The organism is Ochrobactrum teleogrylli, from assembly GCF_037482325.1.
Lineage (GTDB): Bacteria > Pseudomonadota > Alphaproteobacteria > Rhizobiales > Rhizobiaceae > Brucella > Brucella teleogrylli.
In genome coordinates, this window is record NZ_JBBHKQ010000002.1 from 35,332 (window position 1) to 51,172 (window position 15,841).

Sequence of the window (15,841 nt, forward strand, 5' to 3'; positions counted from 1 at the left end):
GATCACCTAAGGAGTTAAACCATGACAGAACGCAGCAGAAATCCCGTGAAATTTGCCTATTGGGTGCCGAATGTCTCTGGCGGCCTTGTCATTTCGAATATTGAACAGCGCACCAGCTGGACGATTGATTATAACCGCAAGCTGGCGCAGATCGCCGAAGCAAATGGCTTCGAATATGCGTTGAGCCAGATTCGCTTCACGGCGGGCTATGGTGCGGAATTCCAGCATGAATCCGTATCATTCAGCCACGCACTTCTTGAATCCACCAAAACGCTGAAGGTGATTGCAGCCATTCTGCCCGGACCATGGAATCCGGCGCTTGCTGCCAAGCAGATCGCGACGATCAACCACCTCACCAATGGTCGCGTTGCGGTGAATGTCGTCAGCGGTTGGTTCCGTGGCGAGTTCCACGCCATTGGCGAGCCATGGTATGACCACGATGAGCGTTACCGCCGCTCGGAGGAATTCATTCGAGCGCTGCGCGGCATCTGGACCGAAGACAGCTATTCATTCCATGGTGATTTCTATCGCTTCAACAACTATTCGCTGAAGCCAAAGCCCATTGATCCACAACCTGAGATCTTTCAGGGCGGCTCGTCGCGTGCTGCGCGCGATATGGCATCACGGGTTTCCGACTGGTATTTTACCAATGGCAATACGCCGGAGGAAATCGCCAAGCAGGTCGATGACATTCAAACCAAGGCGGCGGAAAACAACCATTCGGTTCGCGTCGGCGTCAATGCCTTTGCCATCGTTCGTGACACGGAAGAAGAGGCAAAGGCCGTTCTCGCCGAGATCATTGAAAAGGCCAATCCCGAAGCGGTCAATGCTTTCGGTCACGAGGTCAAGAATGCTGGCAAGTCCTCGCCCGAAGGCGAAGGCAATTGGGCAAAGTCCAGCTTTGATGATCTTGTCCAGTATAATGATGGTTTCCGCTCCAACCTGATCGGCACGCCGCAGCAGGTGGCTGAACGTGTGGTCAAGTTGAAACGCGCCGGTGCCGATCTTATCCTGCTCGGTTTCCTGCATTTTCAAGAAGAAGTAGAATATTTCGGCAAGCATGTCACTCCGCTGGTGCGCGCGCTGGAAGAAGCGGAAGACAACGCGGCCCTCGCCGCCGAATAGACCAAACCGAATGATGGAAGCGACGGTTATCGCCGTCGCTCCAGCTTAACGCGGACGCAATCGTGTTCGCGAACGGACGGTTACATCCGTTTGCACGCCGGAATGCCCTGATTGAATTCGAGTAAAACACGGAACGAACAATGTCGGCATTGCATTTCCAGATTGCAGATACTGATGCGGAAGCGAGCGCTGAAACGCGGGCGGCGGCTGAAGCTGCCCCCACATCGCTGCGACGCGATCTTGCACTGGAGCTGCGCGGCATCGGCCTGTCGTTCGGGGGCGTTGTTGCCTTGCAGGATGTTGACCTCAAGGTCCGACAGGGAGAAATTCGTGCGATCATCGGACCGAACGGTGCTGGAAAAAGTTCACTCATCAATGTCATTTCGGGCGTTTACCGGCCCAGTCGTGGGCAGATCGCCATTGGTGGTAAGAGCTATGATCCGGTGCCGATCCAGAAGCTGGCGCATCTTGGCGTTGCGCGTACCTTTCAAAACCTCGCTTTGTTCAAGGGGCTGAGTGTTCTCGACAATGTCGCGTCGGGACGCGCTTTTGCCAATCGCTCGAATTTTTTGAGCCAGATCGTGGGGTTGCCGCGGGCTCGCCGTGCGCAGGCGGATGCCCGCGAACGGGCAAGTCGCGTCATCGATTTTCTGCATCTGTCGTCCTATGCCGACCGGCTGGCAGGCACTCTGCCCTATGGTCTGCAAAAGCGGGTTGAACTTGCCCGTGCTTTGACCGCCGCGCCGCGTATCCTGCTTCTTGATGAGCCGATGGCCGGTATGACCGCCACCGAAAAGAATGAGCTTGCCGATTATATCCGCCTGGCGAGGGACGAATATGACATTACCGTCGTGCTGATCGAGCATGACATCGGCGTTGTGATGGGCCTCTCAGACCGCATTGCAGTACTCGATTACGGGCGCAAGATTGCCGATGGAACGCCGCATGAGATCGCATCCGATCAGCATGTCATTGATGCATATCTTGGTGTGGCGCCGGAAAATGAAGATGGGGAGGGCATCTGATGGCTGATTTTGATTGGATGTTCTTCACGGAAGTCCTGATTGGCGGGCTGTTGTCCGGAGTCATGTATTCCCTTGTCGCCATCGGGTTTGTGCTGATTTATAAAACGTCCGGTGTGCTGAATTTCTCGCAAGGGGCGCTGCTGCTTTTCGCGGCGCTGACTTTCGTCAGCCTCACGGAGCGGGGCGTGCCGTTCTGGGCAGCCTTTGTCGTTACGTTTGCCGCCATGGTGATCATAGGGATCGCCATTGAACGCAGCGTACTGCGGCCTCTTACCAATAAGCCGCCGATCACGCTCTTTATGGCGACACTCGGCCTGTCCTACATCATTGAGGGCGCAGCTCAGCTCCTATGGGGCACGCAGGTTCACGCTCTTGACCTCGGGATCGAAGATGTGCCCTTCGATGTTGGAGGCATTTTCATCAGCCAGTTCGATATTTTTGCCGCCGTTGTTGCGGCCGGCATGGTGGCGCTATTGTCAGCATTCTTCCGCTATACGCGGATCGGCCTCGGCTTCCGTGCTGTTGCTGACGACCAGTTCGCAGCCTTGGCCATTGGGCTCAAACTGCCATGGATATGGGCCAGCGTATGGGCCGCTGCCGGTCTGGTCGCGCTGGTCGCAGGCCTGCTATGGGGTGCGCGCCTTGGCGTGCAATTCTCGCTGTCGCTGGTCGTCCTGAAGGCTTTACCGGTTCTGGTACTCGGTGGCTTCGATTCCATTCTTGGTGCGATTGTCGGCGGATTACTGGTGGGCGCATCGGAGAAGTTAGCGGAGGTTTATATCGGAGAATATCTCGGTGGAGGCATTGAGAGCTGGTTTGCCTATGTGGTGGCACTCGCTTTCCTGCTCATTCGCCCGTCAGGCATGTTCGGCCAGAAGCTTGTGGAAAGGGTCTGACCATGTCCGTCATAGCAGCCAGTTCCTCCAGTCCTGTTGCATCGCCGCGTTACGCCGCTTCGCTTGCGGTGCTAGTGGTTGCCTATCTCATCATACCGTTTATCGGCACGAGCTATCTTTTTGAGGCCATTCTCCTGCCGTTTCTGGCCTTGAGCCTCGCCGGTGTTGGGCTCAACCTTCTGACCGGCTATGCGGGCCAAGTTTCACTTGGCTCGGCAGCATTCATGGCAGTGGGCGCTTTCGCGGCCTATAATTTCAATCTGCGCATGGATGGATTGCCGCTGCTGGTCTCTATCGTTTTTGCCGGGCTGGCGGCGGCGGCAGTTGGGGTTGTCTTCGGTTTGCCGAGCCTGCGCTTGCGCGGTTTCTACCTTGCCGTTTCTACACTCGCAGCCCAGTTCTTCGTACAATGGGCGCTGACCAAGTTCGGATGGTTTTCCAACAATTCCGCCTCCGGCGTCATTGATGCTCCGGCGTTGTCCATTGGCGGTATTGTCTTTGAGGGAGCAGTCGGACGCTATCTATTCGCACTGACAATTGTGGTGGCGGTCACGTTCCTCGCCTATCGCCTGGTGTCGTCGCAGACCGGACGGAATTTCATTGCCGTGCGCGACAATGAAACGGCAGCGCGGATCATCGGTGTGCCGGTGTTGCGGACCAAGCTGCTTGCCTTTGCGGCTTCCTCTTTCATCATCGGGGTGGCGGGTGTGCTATGGGCCTTTGCCTATCTGCGCACGGTGGAACCGGCGGGTTTCAATCTCGACCGCTCGTTCCAGATATTGTTCATCATCATCATTGGTGGCCTCGCATCGATACGTGGCGCCTTTTTTGGCGCAGCACTGATCGTCGTTTTCCCGCTGATCTTGTCGAGGGTTGGGGGACTGTTGCTCGGCGACGTGTTCGATTCCGGCGTGCTGGATATGACGCAGCGCATTGTCGTCGGCGTCTTCATCATCCTGTTTCTGGTCCTTGAGCCCGACGGGCTTGTGTCGCTCTGGGACCGACTGAAAGCGAACTTTACGGCAGTTGTCCGACGGTCGTGATATCCGGAAGCGCCTCACAAAGCTTCCAACAAAGTCCATAAATCCTGAACGAAACCGGGTGGTGATTATCTCACCCGATAGATGGAGTGCGTCCAGAAATGACCCTATACACGAAAATCAAAATCGCGGCTCTCGCCGCTGGTATCGGCCTTGCCTCTTTTGCGCTTCCGGTGCAGGCAGACGAGCAGTATTTCCCGCTTCAAAGCTATCGCGTCGGCCCTTACGCTGCCGGTGGTACTGGCTTCTTTGGTGGGTTCATCGATTACCTCAATCTGATCAACACCCGCGATGGTGGAGTCAATGGGGTCAAGCTGACGTGGTCGGAAGCCGAAACGCAATATGAGGTTGAACGTGGTGTGGAAGCCTATGAGCGTCTGAAAAGCAATCCCGGCATTGCCGCGTGGAACCCGCTTTCCGTGGGTATCGCCTATGCGATGATCGACCGTATCACGCAGGACAAGGTACCGTTGATCACCATTAATCACGGGCGCACGGATTCCACCGATGGACGTGTGTTCCCTTATGTCTTTCCACTATTGCTCAATCCCTATTCTGAAACGTCCGGTATCGTGAACTACATCGCCTCCAAGGAAGGTGGTCTTGATAGTCTCAAAGGTAAAAAGATTGTGGTACTCTACCACGGCTCGCCTTATGGCAAGGAAACCATCCCGATTTATGAACTGCTTGCGGAGAAATATGGTTTCGAGTTGCAGCAGATCGAGGTTCCTCATCCGGGTAACGAGCAGCAATCACAATGGCTTACGATCCGCCGCGCCAAGCCGGATTATGTCGTGCTGCGCGGCTGGGGTGTGATGAATCCCGTGGCTCTGAAAACAGCAGCGAAAACAGGTTTTCCGGTCGATCGCATCATCGGCAATGTGTGGTCCAACTCGGAAGAAGACGTCATTCCTGCAGGCGATGCGGCCAAGGGTTATACCGCCATCACCACACAGGCATCGGGCGCCGACTACCCAGTGGTCAAGGAAATCGTCAAGACCGTCTATGATGCGGGTAAGGGTAATCTGGAAGACAAGAACCGTATCGGTTCCGTCTACCACAATCTTGGCATTGTCAATGGCATCCTGAACGTCGAAGCTATACGCATTGCGCAGGAGAAATTCGGAAAAAGAACGTTGACCGGCGATGAAGTGCGCTGGGGTTTTGAACATCTGCAACTCGATCCAGCGCGCGTCGAAGCTTTGGGTGCTAAAGGCCTGTTCCACTCCATCAATGTCACTTGGGATAACCACGAGGGCAACGGCTACGTGACCTTCCAACAGTGGGACGGCAAGAAGTGGAAAGTCGTTTCTGATTGGATCGCGCCTGACTGGGCCTTGCTACGCCCGATCATCGAGAAGTCTTCGGAAGCCTATGCGAAAGAAAAAGGTATCAAGCTTCGCACTGCTGCCGATGCGGATGTTGCGACCAACTGAGGCCATGGGTGGAGCGGGCGGCAACGATGTCGCCCGCCCAGTTACGGCTATGCGGGGTTGGCCCGCCAGAGGAGTTTGGCATGACATTGGAAACCCACAGACTCAAAGCAAACTCGGGAGAAAACGGGCTTCTGTCCGTTGAGGGCCTCCACGCGACCTATAATCATTCCATCACGGCGCTGCATGGGGTCGATCTTGCGATAGGTCGGGGGGAAATCCTCGCCATTCTCGGCGCCAACGGCGCAGGCAAGACGACCACATTGAAAGCCATCTCTAACCTGCTACCCGCAGAACGTGGGCAGATCAATGCGGGGCGCATTTTCTTCGAGGGGCGGGATGTCACCCGTGAAACGCCGGCAGATCTCGTGCGGCTCGGTCTGGTGCAGGTGCTCGAAGGCCGCCATTGCTTCAAAAGCTTGAGCGTCGAGGACAACCTCGTCACGGGCGGGCTCGGGCGCAGCGGTTCGCGGTCTGAAATCGCGACGGACCTTGAGAGAGTCTATACCTATTTTCCACGGCTGCGTGATAAGCGCCGGGCGCTTTCCGGTCTCACTTCCGGCGGGGAACAGCAGATGACCGCCATCGGACGCGCCTTGATGTCACGCCCCCGATTGCTGGTGCTCGACGAGCCGTCGATGGGGCTGGCGCCGCTTGTCGTACAGGATATTTTCCGCACATTGCGCAAGCTTAATCGCGAAGACGGGCTTTCCATTCTTGTCGCGGAACAGAATTCGGCAGTGGCGCTTACCTACGCCGACAAGGCCGTCATTCTTGAAAACGGTGTCAGCGTACTTTCCGGCAGTGCCGCCGATCTCAAAGCGCGTGACGACGTGAAGGCTTTTTACCTCGGACAGAAACCGGTCTCGGGTTCTGTGGCGCTCGCCCATTGAAATTCAACGAAAACGAGGAGACATGCGATGACCATTTCCAATGTGAATACGAAGGACGTGAGCCAGGGCGTGCCCGCTGTGCCACGACCGGGCAAACCCGCCTATGTCATTAAAAGCGATGCGGAGGCCATCGAGATTGCGAAGAAGCTGGCGGCAGAAATCGCTCCGGGTGCAGCCATCCGCGACCGCGACCGCATATGGCCGGTCAAGGAACTGGATTCCTTTTCGCAAAGCGGTCTGTGGTCGATTAACGTGCCGAAGAAATTTGGCGGTCCGGAAGTCTCTTACGCGACGCTCGCCAAGGTGATCGAAATCGTCTCCGTTGCCGATTCCTCCATCGGGCAGATTGCGCAAAACCATCTTGGTGTTCTCGCAGCAGTGCGTACGGTTTCTGACGAGGCGCAGCAGAAATTGCTCTTCGGCGAAGCACTGCGCGGCACCCGCTTCGGCAACGCGTTTTCCGAGTTCGGGTCCAAGCGTGCCGCCGATTTTGAAACGAAATTCGTCGATGCCGGGGATCATGTTGTGGTCAACGGCCAGAAGTTCTATTCGTCTGGTGCTTTGCTGGCGCATCTGGTGCCGATCGTCGCGCTCGATGAACAGGGGCGAGCCTGGTATGCAATTGCCGAGCGGGACGCTCCAGGTCTCACAGTCATCGACGATTGGTCATCCTTCGGCCAGCGCACAACCCTGTCGGGAACCGTCATCCTCAATGATGTGAAGGTCCCGAAAACCCATCTGGTGCCGGGTTATAAGGGTTATGAAGTGCCGACTGCCGATGGGGCCATTTTCCAGATCATTCAGGTCGCCGTGGATACGGGTATCGCCAGTGCGGCTATCGCCGAAACGATCTCTTTCGTGCGAACCAAAAGCCGTGCATGGGTGGATAGCGGTCGCGAACGCGCTTCGGACGATCCTTATACGATCCACGCTATCGGCGATCTCACGCTTCGCCTTCATGCGGCTCAGGCGCTGCTCGAAAAGGCGGGTTATGCCATCGATCGCGCCATTGAGAACCCCAACGCAGAGACCGTCGCAGAAGCGCAGATTGTGACGGCTGAGGCGAAAATATTGTCGACGGAAATCGCGATCGCTGCGACCAACAAACTGTTCGAACTTGCGGGTACGCGCTCGACGCTCGCCGAACATCAGCTCGACCGCCATTGGCGCAATGCCCGGACGCATACGCTGCATGATCCGGTGCGATGGAAATATGCGATACTCGGCAATTATTTCCTGAACGACGAAAAGCCGCCGCTTCACGCCTGGAGTTGATAACTCACCCCGACGCATGGAACGCGGTTAGAGGCGCTCCATGCGTTTGGTGTCGAAATGCGACGGCTAAAACACGCCACAAACGCCTGCTCCGTTTCTTATCGTGGTCATTGTCAATTGAATTCTGCGGAACTTACTGCCGGACTGCCAATAACCGGACTTCCCGGCATCTAATCAAAGAATTGCGGCGAACCCTCAACGGGGCTCAGACATATTTTCACGTAGTCCTTGCAAGTGTATCGCAACTTGTATACTAGAATATATCAGGTCGGAGGGAGTGCTGGCCGTTGTATGGGAGGAGTGATTTCAATGAAAAAGTTGCTATGGGCAGTTGTGGCCGCCACAGCTATGAATATGGTGTCTCTGCCTGGCATGGCGCAGGCGCAGGAAGTTCCAGCACCCGGTAAGAGTGCGCGTATCGACGCCATCAAGAAGTCGGGTGAATTGCGTGCCGGTGTTCTGGCCAATCCGCCATGGCTTGTGGAAGATACCACCGGTTCTGGCCAGCCATGGCGCGGACCGGCCTGGACGCTTGCGCAGACCTATGCCGAGAAGCTTGGCGTCAAACTGGTTCCGGTTCTCGTTTCCCACGAAACCAAAGTGCCTGTTCTGGCCGCCAATCAGGTGGACATGACGATTTCGCCACTCTCCATGACCAAGCAGCGGCAGGAAGTTGTTGATTTTGTCACCTATTCGCGCACGGCTTTGTGCGTGTTCGGCAAGGCTAACAACCCAAAGGTTTCGGGTGCCAAGTCGGTTGACGATTTCGACAAACCGGAAGTGACCATTGCCTATTTCACGGGTGGCGGCGAGGAAAATTGGGTCAAGGAACGTTTCCCCAAGGCCACGCTTCGCGGTGTGACGAGCGCTGGAACAGCGGCGCCGATGGAAGAAATCATGGCGGGTCGCGCGGACGTGGCACCGATCAATCGCATTCCCTTCGTGGCACTCAGCCGCAATGTCAAGGGCCTAGAAGCGTTGCCGCGTGAAAATAACTGTCAGGACAGCACTGAGGCCGTCAACGAGATTGGTCTGGCTATCGATAAGAACCAGCCTGAATATCTCGCATGGCTGAAAGCCGTGGCTGAGCCAATGCTTCCAGAACTTCTCAAGGAAGAAGAAGCCGAAGTCTCCAAAATGTAAGCCATATGGACTTTGCGCGCGCTGAATCCGGCGCGCGCAGATCATGTTCTGTTCAGGCAGAACTTTCAGGGTCCCGGATCTCTGGATATTGACACATGGAATTCAATTTCAGCGCTATTTTTGATAGCTGGCAGTTCCTGCTCAGCGGCTTGGTGGTGACGCTTTTGCTGGCTGCCAGTGTGAGCGTGTTAAGCTTCTTCCTGGGGCTGCTGCTCACCGTCGCCCGCCTTTATGGTCCCAACTGGCTGAGCCGCATCACGATCTTCTATATCGATACCATGCGCGCCATTCCGGTTCTGGTGGTTCTTGTCTGGGTTTATTTTGCGCTGCCAATCGCAACGGGGATCAATCTGCCGCCATTCTGGTCGGCGCTGTTCTCGCTGTCGCTGCATCTCGCCGCCTATGTTGCCGAAGTGATGCGCGCTGGCATTCAGTCCGTGCGCCCCGGTCAGGTTCGCGCCGGTCTGGCGCTCGGCATGTCGCAGGCACAGGTCCTGCGCAAGATCGTGCTGCCGCAGGCTTTCGTGCGCATGCTGCCATCCTTCGGCTCGCTGCTGTCGCTCGCGGTCAAGGACACGGCTATTGCCACCGTGATCGCCGTACCAGAACTCATGCGCCGCGCCGAAGCTATCGCCGGGCAGAAATATGCGCCTGTCGAGGCCTACACCACCGTCATGATCCTCTACTTCATCATCATCTTCCCGCTCACCCGAGGCGTCGACATGCTCTATCGCCGCATTTCCTTCCTGGGGCGCTCATGAGTTTCGACTGGTCTATCATCTGGAAAAGCTTGCCCGCATTGGGGCATGGCGCCTTGATCACCATCGCGCTGACCGTGCTGACAATGCTGTTTGCCACGCCGCTGGGTATCCTGATCGCGGTCATGCGGGAATCGCGCTTCAAAATCGTCGCGCTGATTGCGACCTGTTATGTGGAACTGCTGCGCAATCTGCCGATCATACTGGTCGTCTATTGGGCGTTCTATGTGCTGCCCATAATGAGCGGTCTTGCACTTTCGCCATTTCTGACTGGGCTTCTCGCGCTGGTGGCCAACAATGCCGCCTATAATTCGGAAACGTTCCGCTCTGGTATCCGTTCAATCCGCAAGGGGCAGACCGAGGCAGGGCTGGCGCTCGGAATGAGCGAGTGGACGGCTTTCCGCAAGATCGTGCTGCCGCAGGCTTCGCGCCGTGTTTTACCGGTGCTGGCAACCACATGGGTCACGCTGTTCAAGGACACCTCGCTGGTGTCGGTGATTGCGGTTGGTGATCTGGCGCATACGGCGCTGCAAATCCGCTCACAGACCTTCCGCGTAATCGAACTTCTGACCGCAATGGCCGCGATCTATTGGCTGCTGGGCTATCCGCAGGCCAAAATTGTTGACTGGATTCACCGCAAATACGGGGTTACCGAATGACATCTTCCAACACAGCACCCGTAAAGACCGGCGATGTCGTCATTGAATATCGCAATGTCTGCAAATCCTATGGCACATTTGAAGCTCTCAAGAATGTCAGCCTGAAAGTGCATCGCGGACAGGTCGTGTGTCTCATCGGCCCGTCCGGCTCCGGTAAATCCACACTGCTTCGCTGCACCAATGGTCTGGAAGCCATCAATAGCGGCGAGATCAGGATCGATGGCACCGTGCTAACGCAGGACCCCAAACAGGTTCGTGCCATGCGCCAGCGCATGGGCATGGTGTTTCAGAATTTCGAGCTGTTTCCGCATAAGAATGCGCTCGGCAACATCATGATGGGGCCGACCACCGTTTTGGGCCTCTCGGAACGTCAGGCAAAGGAACGCGCTCTGGCTTTGCTTGCCAAGGTGGGGCTTTCGGACAAGGCGGAAAATTTCCCGTCCAACCTGTCCGGTGGGCAGCAGCAGCGGGTCGCCATCGCCAGAGCCCTTGCAATGGAACCGGAAGTCATGCTCTTTGACGAACCGACATCGGCGCTCGATCCCGAAACCATCGGCGAGGTGCTCAATGTCATGAAACGGCTGGCGGATGACGGAATGACCATGATTGTCGTGACCCATGAAATGACCTTCGCCCGGCGCGTTGCCGATCAGGTCGTGGTCTTTGCCGATGGGCAGATCATCGAACAGGGGCCGCCAGAGCAGATTTTCGAAAATCCGAAAACTGCGCGCACGAAGGATTTCCTGAGCCATCTCGGCTGGGACGGCTGACGCATGGCAGTGCTTCCCGGATCGACTCATAATCCCGAAAAGCCGGTGCCGGGCGCGGGCGCTCCCCCTACAGTAGGGAGCATTCTCGACGCCATTCGTAACGATATCATCACCCTGCGTCTCATGCCGGGCAAACGGGTTTCGGAAAACGAACTCGCCCGACATTTCGGGACGAGCCGCACGCCGGTGCGTGAGGCCCTGTTGCTGCTGGTCGATCAGGGGCTTGTCGAGGTCTGGCCGCAGCGCGGCACCTTCATCATGCCGATTTCACTGGCCGCAGTGCAGCGCGCGCGTTTCGTGCGCAATGCGGTGGAAGTTGCGGTTTTCAAACGTGCCGCCGAAGAAGGGCTTGCTGCGTCTATAACGGATGAACTCGACGCCATTATCGCGATGCAGGAAGGCTCAAAGGACTCTCCTGAGAATTTCACCATCGCCGACGATGCCTTTCATCGCACTGTCGCCAATGGAATCCGGATGGGCGACATATGGAGCCTGTTGGAACGGGAAAAAGCCCAGTTTGATCGGTTGCGCTTTCTGAGCCTGCCCAATGTTACCCCCGTCGAATTGCTCATCGAGCAGCACAAGGCCATGCTATCAGCGGTTAAGCGTCGCGATCCGATTGCGGCGGAAGCCGCCGTGCATGTTCACCTTTCGGAAGTTTTGAAAGTCACCGAACATCTGGCCCAGCGTTATTCCGATCTCATCGTCAACGATCTTTGAACGGCTCGATCAACAGCTCTCCGCTTCATGATGTATGGCTGCGACTATGCTATCGGCAAGCATTCGATTGAGACGTGAAACCACCTGTTCGGCAAATGGCCCTTCTTTCAGCTTGGGCGGCATAAGACCCGGCAACGCGGCAAAAGCGGCAAATATATCCGATGCGGACTTTGTATTGGCCAGTGCTGCGGTGATTTCGTCACCACGAGGATCATTCAGCGGATATGGCTGGCCATTCTCATGCAGGCCCAGACCGTAACGCATCCACGCCGATGTGGCGAACGCGAAGGCTGTAGTGTCACCGCCTTGTTCCAGCAATTCGACGGCTGGCGCAAAGATGCGCTGCGGCATTTTTTCGGTGCCGTCCATGGCAATCTGGCGTGTTTCGTGCGCGATGGCCGGATTGGCAAACCGGTTAGCCAGAGCCTGCGCATAAGCGTCCAGATCGGTATCCATCGCGGTCAAGGTCTGTGCTGCCGCATGCAAATGGCGCCGCACCAGCCTGTTGAGCGCCGCGTCCGCCATTACATCGCGTACATAGGTCTTGCTCGAGAGAAACCCGGCATAGGCCAGCATTGAATGACTTCCATTGAGCATGCGCAGTTTCATTTTTTCAAAGGGGCGGACGTCTTGCGTAAAGGTGGCACCCACCGCCTCCCATGCCGGACGCCCGGCAGGAAAGTGATCCTCGATCACCCATTGCGAAAACGGTTCTGTCTCGATTGCAGCTTCGTCTTCGCAGCCGATAGCGCGCGCGGCGTCGGCGCGGGTCTGGTCGGTTGGTTGCGGTGTGATCCGGTCCACCATGGTTGCCGGAAACGCGACCTCTTGCGCGATGCGTTTCGCCAGTTCAGGGCCATGCGCGCGCGCCGCAAAATCGATGACCGCAGCGCGTAACAAAGCGCCATTGTCCGGCAGGTTATCGCAGCTTAAGACGGTAAATGCAGGCAAGCCCAATTCGAAGCGTCGTTTGAGACCCAATGCGATGAGGCCGAGTACGCCTCGTGGCTGGTCCGGCGTTTGCAAATCGGCCATGACCGCGGGATGTGCGGGATCGCAACCACCGCTGCGCAAAAGGCCATAGCCTTTTTCCGTCACGGTGATGCTGACAATCCGGCAGTTGGGCTCTGTCATAAAAGACAGCGCTTCAGCGCCAGCCGTCGGTCCGGCAAGCACCTGTCTTACTGAGCCGATGACGTGGGCGCGGCTTTCTTCACCACGCACGATCAGTGTGTAATAGCCGTCCTGCGGATTAAGCGCTTCGGCCACGTCGGTTCCACGCAGCGAGACGCCGACGATCCGCCAATCAGACGGTGTTTGCGTCAGGGCTGCGTCGGTATAGGCGGCCAGATGCGCACGGGCAAAAGCGCCCAGACCCAGATGCAGGATACCTGCATCGAGAGCCTGTGGATCATAAGCGGGCCATGTGGCTCCATCCGTTGGGCTGCTTTTGGCCGACAGTCTCATCACGCGTTTCCTGTCGTCAACGGATGCTCCAGCGCGGTCATGATTCCCCGCAGTTCCGCCAGACCTTTCAGGCGACCGATGGACGGATAACCCGGTTGTCCGCGTCGTCCAAGATCATCCAGAATATCCTGCCCATGGTCGGGGCGGAACGGAATTTGCCAGTCTTTACGACCTGTTGCCTTGCGGCGGCGTTCTTCGGCCAGAATGGCAGCGACCATCGCGACCATATCCGTGCCGCCTTCAAGATGGCCTGCCTCGTGGAAAGAGCCATACTGGCCCGCATCTTCAATCGTGACATTGCGCAGATGCAGGAAATGGACGCGGTCGCCCAGACGCTGCATCATTCCGGGCAGGTCGTTATCGCGCCGTGTGCCAAGCGAGCCGGTGCAAAGCGTGATGCCGTTGGCTGGAACATCGACTGCCTCGATGATCTGACGGTAGTCGTCCTCGGTGGACATGATGCGGGGCAGGCCCAACAGTGGGAAAGGGGGGTCATCCGGGTGGCAGCACAGACGCATACCGAGTTCCTCGGCAAGCGGAGACACTTCCGATAGAAAATCAATAAGATGACGACGCAGCCTGTCCGCGCTGATATTGTCATATTTTGCCAGTTGGTCGCGCACATCGGCAAGGGTAAAGTTTTCGGCTGCACCCGGCAGACCGTAAACGGTATTGGCGGCGAGTTCCTCGCGCCGCGCATCGCTCATCGTTATAAAGCGCTCTTTTGCGGCAAGCGCCACATCGGCAGGGAAGCTTTCCGCTGCGCCTTTGCGTTGCAATATGTAAATGTCGAAAGCGGCAAAATCGATGAGATCGAAGCGCATGCATGTCGCGCCGCTGTCCAGACGGAAGGCGAGATCCGTGCGCGTCCAGTCCAGCACTGGCATGAAATTATAGCAGATGACCTCTATGCCAGCGCGGCTGAGATTGGTCATGCTGGTTTTCCAGTTGGCGATATGGGTCTTCCAGTCACCAGTCTGCCGTTTGATATCTTCAGATACGGGCAGGCTTTCCACCACTTCCCAAGCGAGGCGGGAGGGTGCGCCGTCATTCATGCGCCCGATCTGAGCCTGCCGCAGCGCAATTTCATCCGCAGTCCATACCTCGCCGGTCGGCATGTGGTGCAGGGCCGAAACGACACCTTCCACGCCGGCCTGCCGCATATCGTCAATTGACGTCAGATCCTTTGGACCGAACCATCTCCAAGTCTGTCGCACGTTTTGCCTCCATAGATTATCCTTTAACTAGCAGATGGTAGACTAGTATGGAAGATGAAATGCATCAACGTGAAGCGTGAATCGAGGAAAGTTCTCTGTTGCTGCATGTGAGGGGGCGGTGTTTGGTGCAGATCAGCCGTCGACCCTGATCTTGTGGGGGCGGCAGGATGGCTATATGCCTGCAGACTCTGCGTGCGCCTATCGAAGCGATCTGCCGGACACTGAGGTTAATTTTCTGGAACAAGCAGGCCACTGGTTGTTGGAAACCTATTTTGACGAAGCGCTGCCGATCATCCGCGGTTTTCTCGCTCGAATGATGACTGCTGAGAAGCTGTAACAAGACATATTGGTCCAGCATCACTAAATAAGGTGTTCAGGCGCGTTGATGCTACGAAACTCTTCCTCGGAGGGCCAGAAAGTCGAGAAGTGCCCTCACGCGGGAGGGCAGTGGGCCGCCCTGACCGATATGTATGGCGTGGAAGGATTCCCGATCCCCGGGATTAAATTCCTCCAAAACCGGTACGAGACGTCCACTTGCAATGTCCTCCCGTACGGTGAAGTTCGGCGCGCGGACAAGGCCCACGCCGCTCAGCGCCAGTCGCCGCAGAGCTTCGCCGTCGCTGGCTTGAATACGTCCAACGGTAGGTACGACGACGGTCTCCCCATTCCGCATGAGAGGCCAGCCATCCCCAGAGCGGACATAGCCAAAGCCGAGCCTGTTGTGGCCTTCAAGGTCTTCGATTGTTTTCGGTTCGCCCAATTGGTCGAGATAGGCTGGGGCGGCAACAATCAGCATGGCGGAGTCGCCCAGTTTTCGCGCAACAAGGCTCGAACTCTTCAGCGGTCCCGCACGCACCGCTACATCGGTTCTTTCGGCAAGCAAATCCACGACGGTGTCAGTTTGTATGAGATCAAGCGAGACACCGGGAAATTGCGCCAGAAACTCCGGAAGAATAGGAGCGAGGATATGGGTGGCATAGGATGCGCTGGTGTTGAGGCGGATGCGACCGACGGGCTCTTCGCCTGTGCCTGCGCCCCTCTCGGCATCTGCGATATCTGCGAGAATTCGCATGGCGCGTTCGTAGAACACGCATCCCTCCGGGGTGAGTTGGAACGCTCGTGTGGAGCGGTTCACCAATCGTGCGCCAAGGCGGGTCTCTAACCGTGTTATCAACTTGCTGACTGCGGACGGTGTCATGCGACAGGCGCGTGCCGCCGCCGAAAATCCGCCCCGCTCGACCACGCAGACAAACACTTCCATTTCACCCGAGCGATTGATTTCAGCGCGCGCCATTTTCTTTCCTTAGATACGTCGACTCGCTGATGAGGGAAGCGCGACGACGGTGGTGCTTGAATTGGTCGTTGAATTCACAAATGATATTACAATGAGCAATCTATATCACTATCGTAACACGATCTA

16 protein-coding genes are annotated in these 15,841 nt (G+C 56.8%); 13 read left to right on the plus strand and 3 right to left on the minus strand.

Features of this window, described 5'->3' with window-relative positions:
• Positions 1-21 precede the first annotated feature (21 nt).
• The 12 genes from sfnG to WIX40_RS17805 all read left to right on the plus strand — a co-directional run bounded on the left by sfnG (position 22) and on the right by WIX40_RS17805 (position 11,737).
• The gene (gene sfnG / locus WIX40_RS17750; protein ID WP_339441127.1) at positions 22-1,125 is read left to right on the plus strand and encodes a dimethylsulfone monooxygenase SfnG; all 1,104 of its coding nucleotides are present in this window, start codon (positions 22-24) and stop codon (positions 1,123-1,125) included.
• A 140-nt stretch (positions 1,126-1,265) separates the two neighbouring features.
• Entirely contained in the window at positions 1,266-2,150 is an 885-nt protein-coding gene (locus WIX40_RS17755) for an ABC transporter ATP-binding protein (RefSeq protein WP_339441129.1), read from the plus strand.
• On the plus strand, positions 2,150-3,046 hold the full coding sequence (locus WIX40_RS17760; protein WP_339441131.1) for a branched-chain amino acid ABC transporter permease: 897 nt from the start codon (positions 2,150-2,152) through the stop codon (positions 3,044-3,046). The genes WIX40_RS17755 and WIX40_RS17760 overlap by 1 nt, the downstream gene beginning before the upstream one ends.
• A 2-nt stretch (positions 3,047-3,048) precedes the next feature.
• Positions 3,049-4,089 carry a branched-chain amino acid ABC transporter permease gene (locus tag WIX40_RS17765; RefSeq protein ID WP_339441132.1) on the plus strand — a complete coding sequence of 347 codons (1,041 nt, stop codon included), beginning with the start codon at positions 3,049-3,051 and terminating at the stop codon, positions 4,087-4,089.
• Between the two features lie 98 nt (positions 4,090-4,187).
• On the plus strand, positions 4,188-5,522 hold the full coding sequence (locus tag WIX40_RS17770) for an ABC transporter substrate-binding protein (protein ID WP_339441133.1): 1,335 nt from the start codon (positions 4,188-4,190) through the stop codon (positions 5,520-5,522).
• A gap of 80 nt (positions 5,523-5,602) precedes the next feature.
• Positions 5,603-6,412, plus strand: a complete 810-nt coding sequence (locus tag WIX40_RS17775; RefSeq protein ID WP_339441135.1) for an ABC transporter ATP-binding protein — start codon at positions 5,603-5,605, stop codon at positions 6,410-6,412.
• A 27-nt stretch (positions 6,413-6,439) separates the two neighbouring features.
• On the plus strand, positions 6,440-7,687 hold the full coding sequence (locus WIX40_RS17780) for an SfnB family sulfur acquisition oxidoreductase (protein ID WP_339441136.1): 1,248 nt from the start codon (positions 6,440-6,442) through the stop codon (positions 7,685-7,687).
• 309 nt (positions 7,688-7,996) lie between these two features.
• A complete protein-coding gene (locus WIX40_RS17785; RefSeq protein WP_109366178.1) occupies positions 7,997-8,830 on the plus strand; it encodes a substrate-binding periplasmic protein in 834 nt (277 codons plus the stop codon).
• A gap of 95 nt (positions 8,831-8,925) precedes the next feature.
• The gene (locus tag WIX40_RS17790) at positions 8,926-9,591 is read left to right on the plus strand and encodes an amino acid ABC transporter permease (RefSeq protein ID WP_109366177.1); all 666 of its coding nucleotides are present in this window, start codon (positions 8,926-8,928) and stop codon (positions 9,589-9,591) included.
• Positions 9,588-10,247: an amino acid ABC transporter permease gene (locus tag WIX40_RS17795; protein WP_339441139.1), complete on the plus strand. Its 660-nt coding sequence runs from the start codon at positions 9,588-9,590 to the stop codon at positions 10,245-10,247. Before WIX40_RS17790 ends, WIX40_RS17795 begins: the two co-directional genes overlap by 4 nt.
• A complete protein-coding gene (locus tag WIX40_RS17800) occupies positions 10,244-11,017 on the plus strand; it encodes an amino acid ABC transporter ATP-binding protein (RefSeq protein WP_171317722.1) in 774 nt (257 codons plus the stop codon). The genes WIX40_RS17795 and WIX40_RS17800 overlap by 4 nt, the downstream gene beginning before the upstream one ends.
• A gap of 3 nt (positions 11,018-11,020) precedes the next feature.
• Positions 11,021-11,737 carry a GntR family transcriptional regulator gene (locus tag WIX40_RS17805; protein WP_339441142.1) on the plus strand — a complete coding sequence of 239 codons (717 nt, stop codon included), beginning with the start codon at positions 11,021-11,023 and terminating at the stop codon, positions 11,735-11,737.
• 9 nt (positions 11,738-11,746) lie between these two features.
• Here WIX40_RS17805 and WIX40_RS17810 read toward each other — a convergent pair whose 3' ends face one another.
• Positions 11,747-13,204, minus strand: coding sequence for a mannitol dehydrogenase family protein (locus tag WIX40_RS17810; protein WP_339441144.1), 1,458 nt, complete (start codon positions 13,202-13,204; stop codon positions 11,747-11,749).
• On the minus strand, positions 13,204-14,421 hold the full coding sequence (uxuA, locus tag WIX40_RS17815; protein WP_339441146.1) for a mannonate dehydratase: 1,218 nt from the start codon (positions 14,419-14,421) through the stop codon (positions 13,204-13,206). The genes WIX40_RS17810 and uxuA overlap by 1 nt, the downstream gene beginning before the upstream one ends.
• A 118-nt stretch (positions 14,422-14,539) precedes the next feature.
• Between uxuA and WIX40_RS17820 the strand changes: the two genes are divergently transcribed.
• Positions 14,540-14,758: an alpha/beta fold hydrolase gene (locus tag WIX40_RS17820; RefSeq protein WP_339441148.1), complete on the plus strand. Its 219-nt coding sequence runs from the start codon at positions 14,540-14,542 to the stop codon at positions 14,756-14,758.
• A 51-nt stretch (positions 14,759-14,809) separates the two neighbouring features.
• Here the strand turns inward: WIX40_RS17820 and WIX40_RS17825 are convergent, their stop codons facing one another.
• Positions 14,810-15,715: a LysR family transcriptional regulator gene (locus WIX40_RS17825; protein WP_339441150.1), complete on the minus strand. Its 906-nt coding sequence runs from the start codon at positions 15,713-15,715 to the stop codon at positions 14,810-14,812.
• Between the last annotated feature and the right edge of the window lie 126 nt (positions 15,716-15,841).

Excerpts from the sequence above, each read along its gene's own strand:
- sfnG (WP_339441127.1), top strand. The coding sequence starts at position 22 with ATGACAGAACGCAGCAGAAATCCCGTGAAATTTGCCTATTGGGTGCCG.
- WIX40_RS17755 (WP_339441129.1), top strand. The coding sequence starts at position 1,266 with ATGTCGGCATTGCATTTCCAGATTGCAGATACTGATGCGGAAGCGAGC.
- WIX40_RS17760 (WP_339441131.1), top strand. The coding sequence starts at position 2,150 with ATGGCTGATTTTGATTGGATGTTCTTCACGGAAGTCCTGATTGGCGGG.
- WIX40_RS17765 (WP_339441132.1), top strand. The coding sequence starts at position 3,049 with ATGTCCGTCATAGCAGCCAGTTCCTCCAGTCCTGTTGCATCGCCGCGT.
- WIX40_RS17770 (WP_339441133.1), top strand. The coding sequence starts at position 4,188 with ATGACCCTATACACGAAAATCAAAATCGCGGCTCTCGCCGCTGGTATC.
- WIX40_RS17775 (WP_339441135.1), top strand. The coding sequence starts at position 5,603 with ATGACATTGGAAACCCACAGACTCAAAGCAAACTCGGGAGAAAACGGG.
- WIX40_RS17780 (WP_339441136.1), top strand. The coding sequence starts at position 6,440 with ATGACCATTTCCAATGTGAATACGAAGGACGTGAGCCAGGGCGTGCCC.
- WIX40_RS17785 (WP_109366178.1), top strand. The coding sequence starts at position 7,997 with ATGAAAAAGTTGCTATGGGCAGTTGTGGCCGCCACAGCTATGAATATG.
- WIX40_RS17790 (WP_109366177.1), top strand. The coding sequence starts at position 8,926 with ATGGAATTCAATTTCAGCGCTATTTTTGATAGCTGGCAGTTCCTGCTC.
- WIX40_RS17795 (WP_339441139.1), top strand. The coding sequence starts at position 9,588 with ATGAGTTTCGACTGGTCTATCATCTGGAAAAGCTTGCCCGCATTGGGG.
- WIX40_RS17800 (WP_171317722.1), top strand. The coding sequence starts at position 10,244 with ATGACATCTTCCAACACAGCACCCGTAAAGACCGGCGATGTCGTCATT.
- WIX40_RS17805 (WP_339441142.1), top strand. The coding sequence starts at position 11,021 with ATGGCAGTGCTTCCCGGATCGACTCATAATCCCGAAAAGCCGGTGCCG.
- WIX40_RS17810 (WP_339441144.1), bottom strand. The coding sequence starts at position 13,204 with ATGAGACTGTCGGCCAAAAGCAGCCCAACGGATGGAGCCACATGGCCC.
- WIX40_RS17825 (WP_339441150.1), bottom strand. The coding sequence starts at position 15,715 with ATGGCGCGCGCTGAAATCAATCGCTCGGGTGAAATGGAAGTGTTTGTC.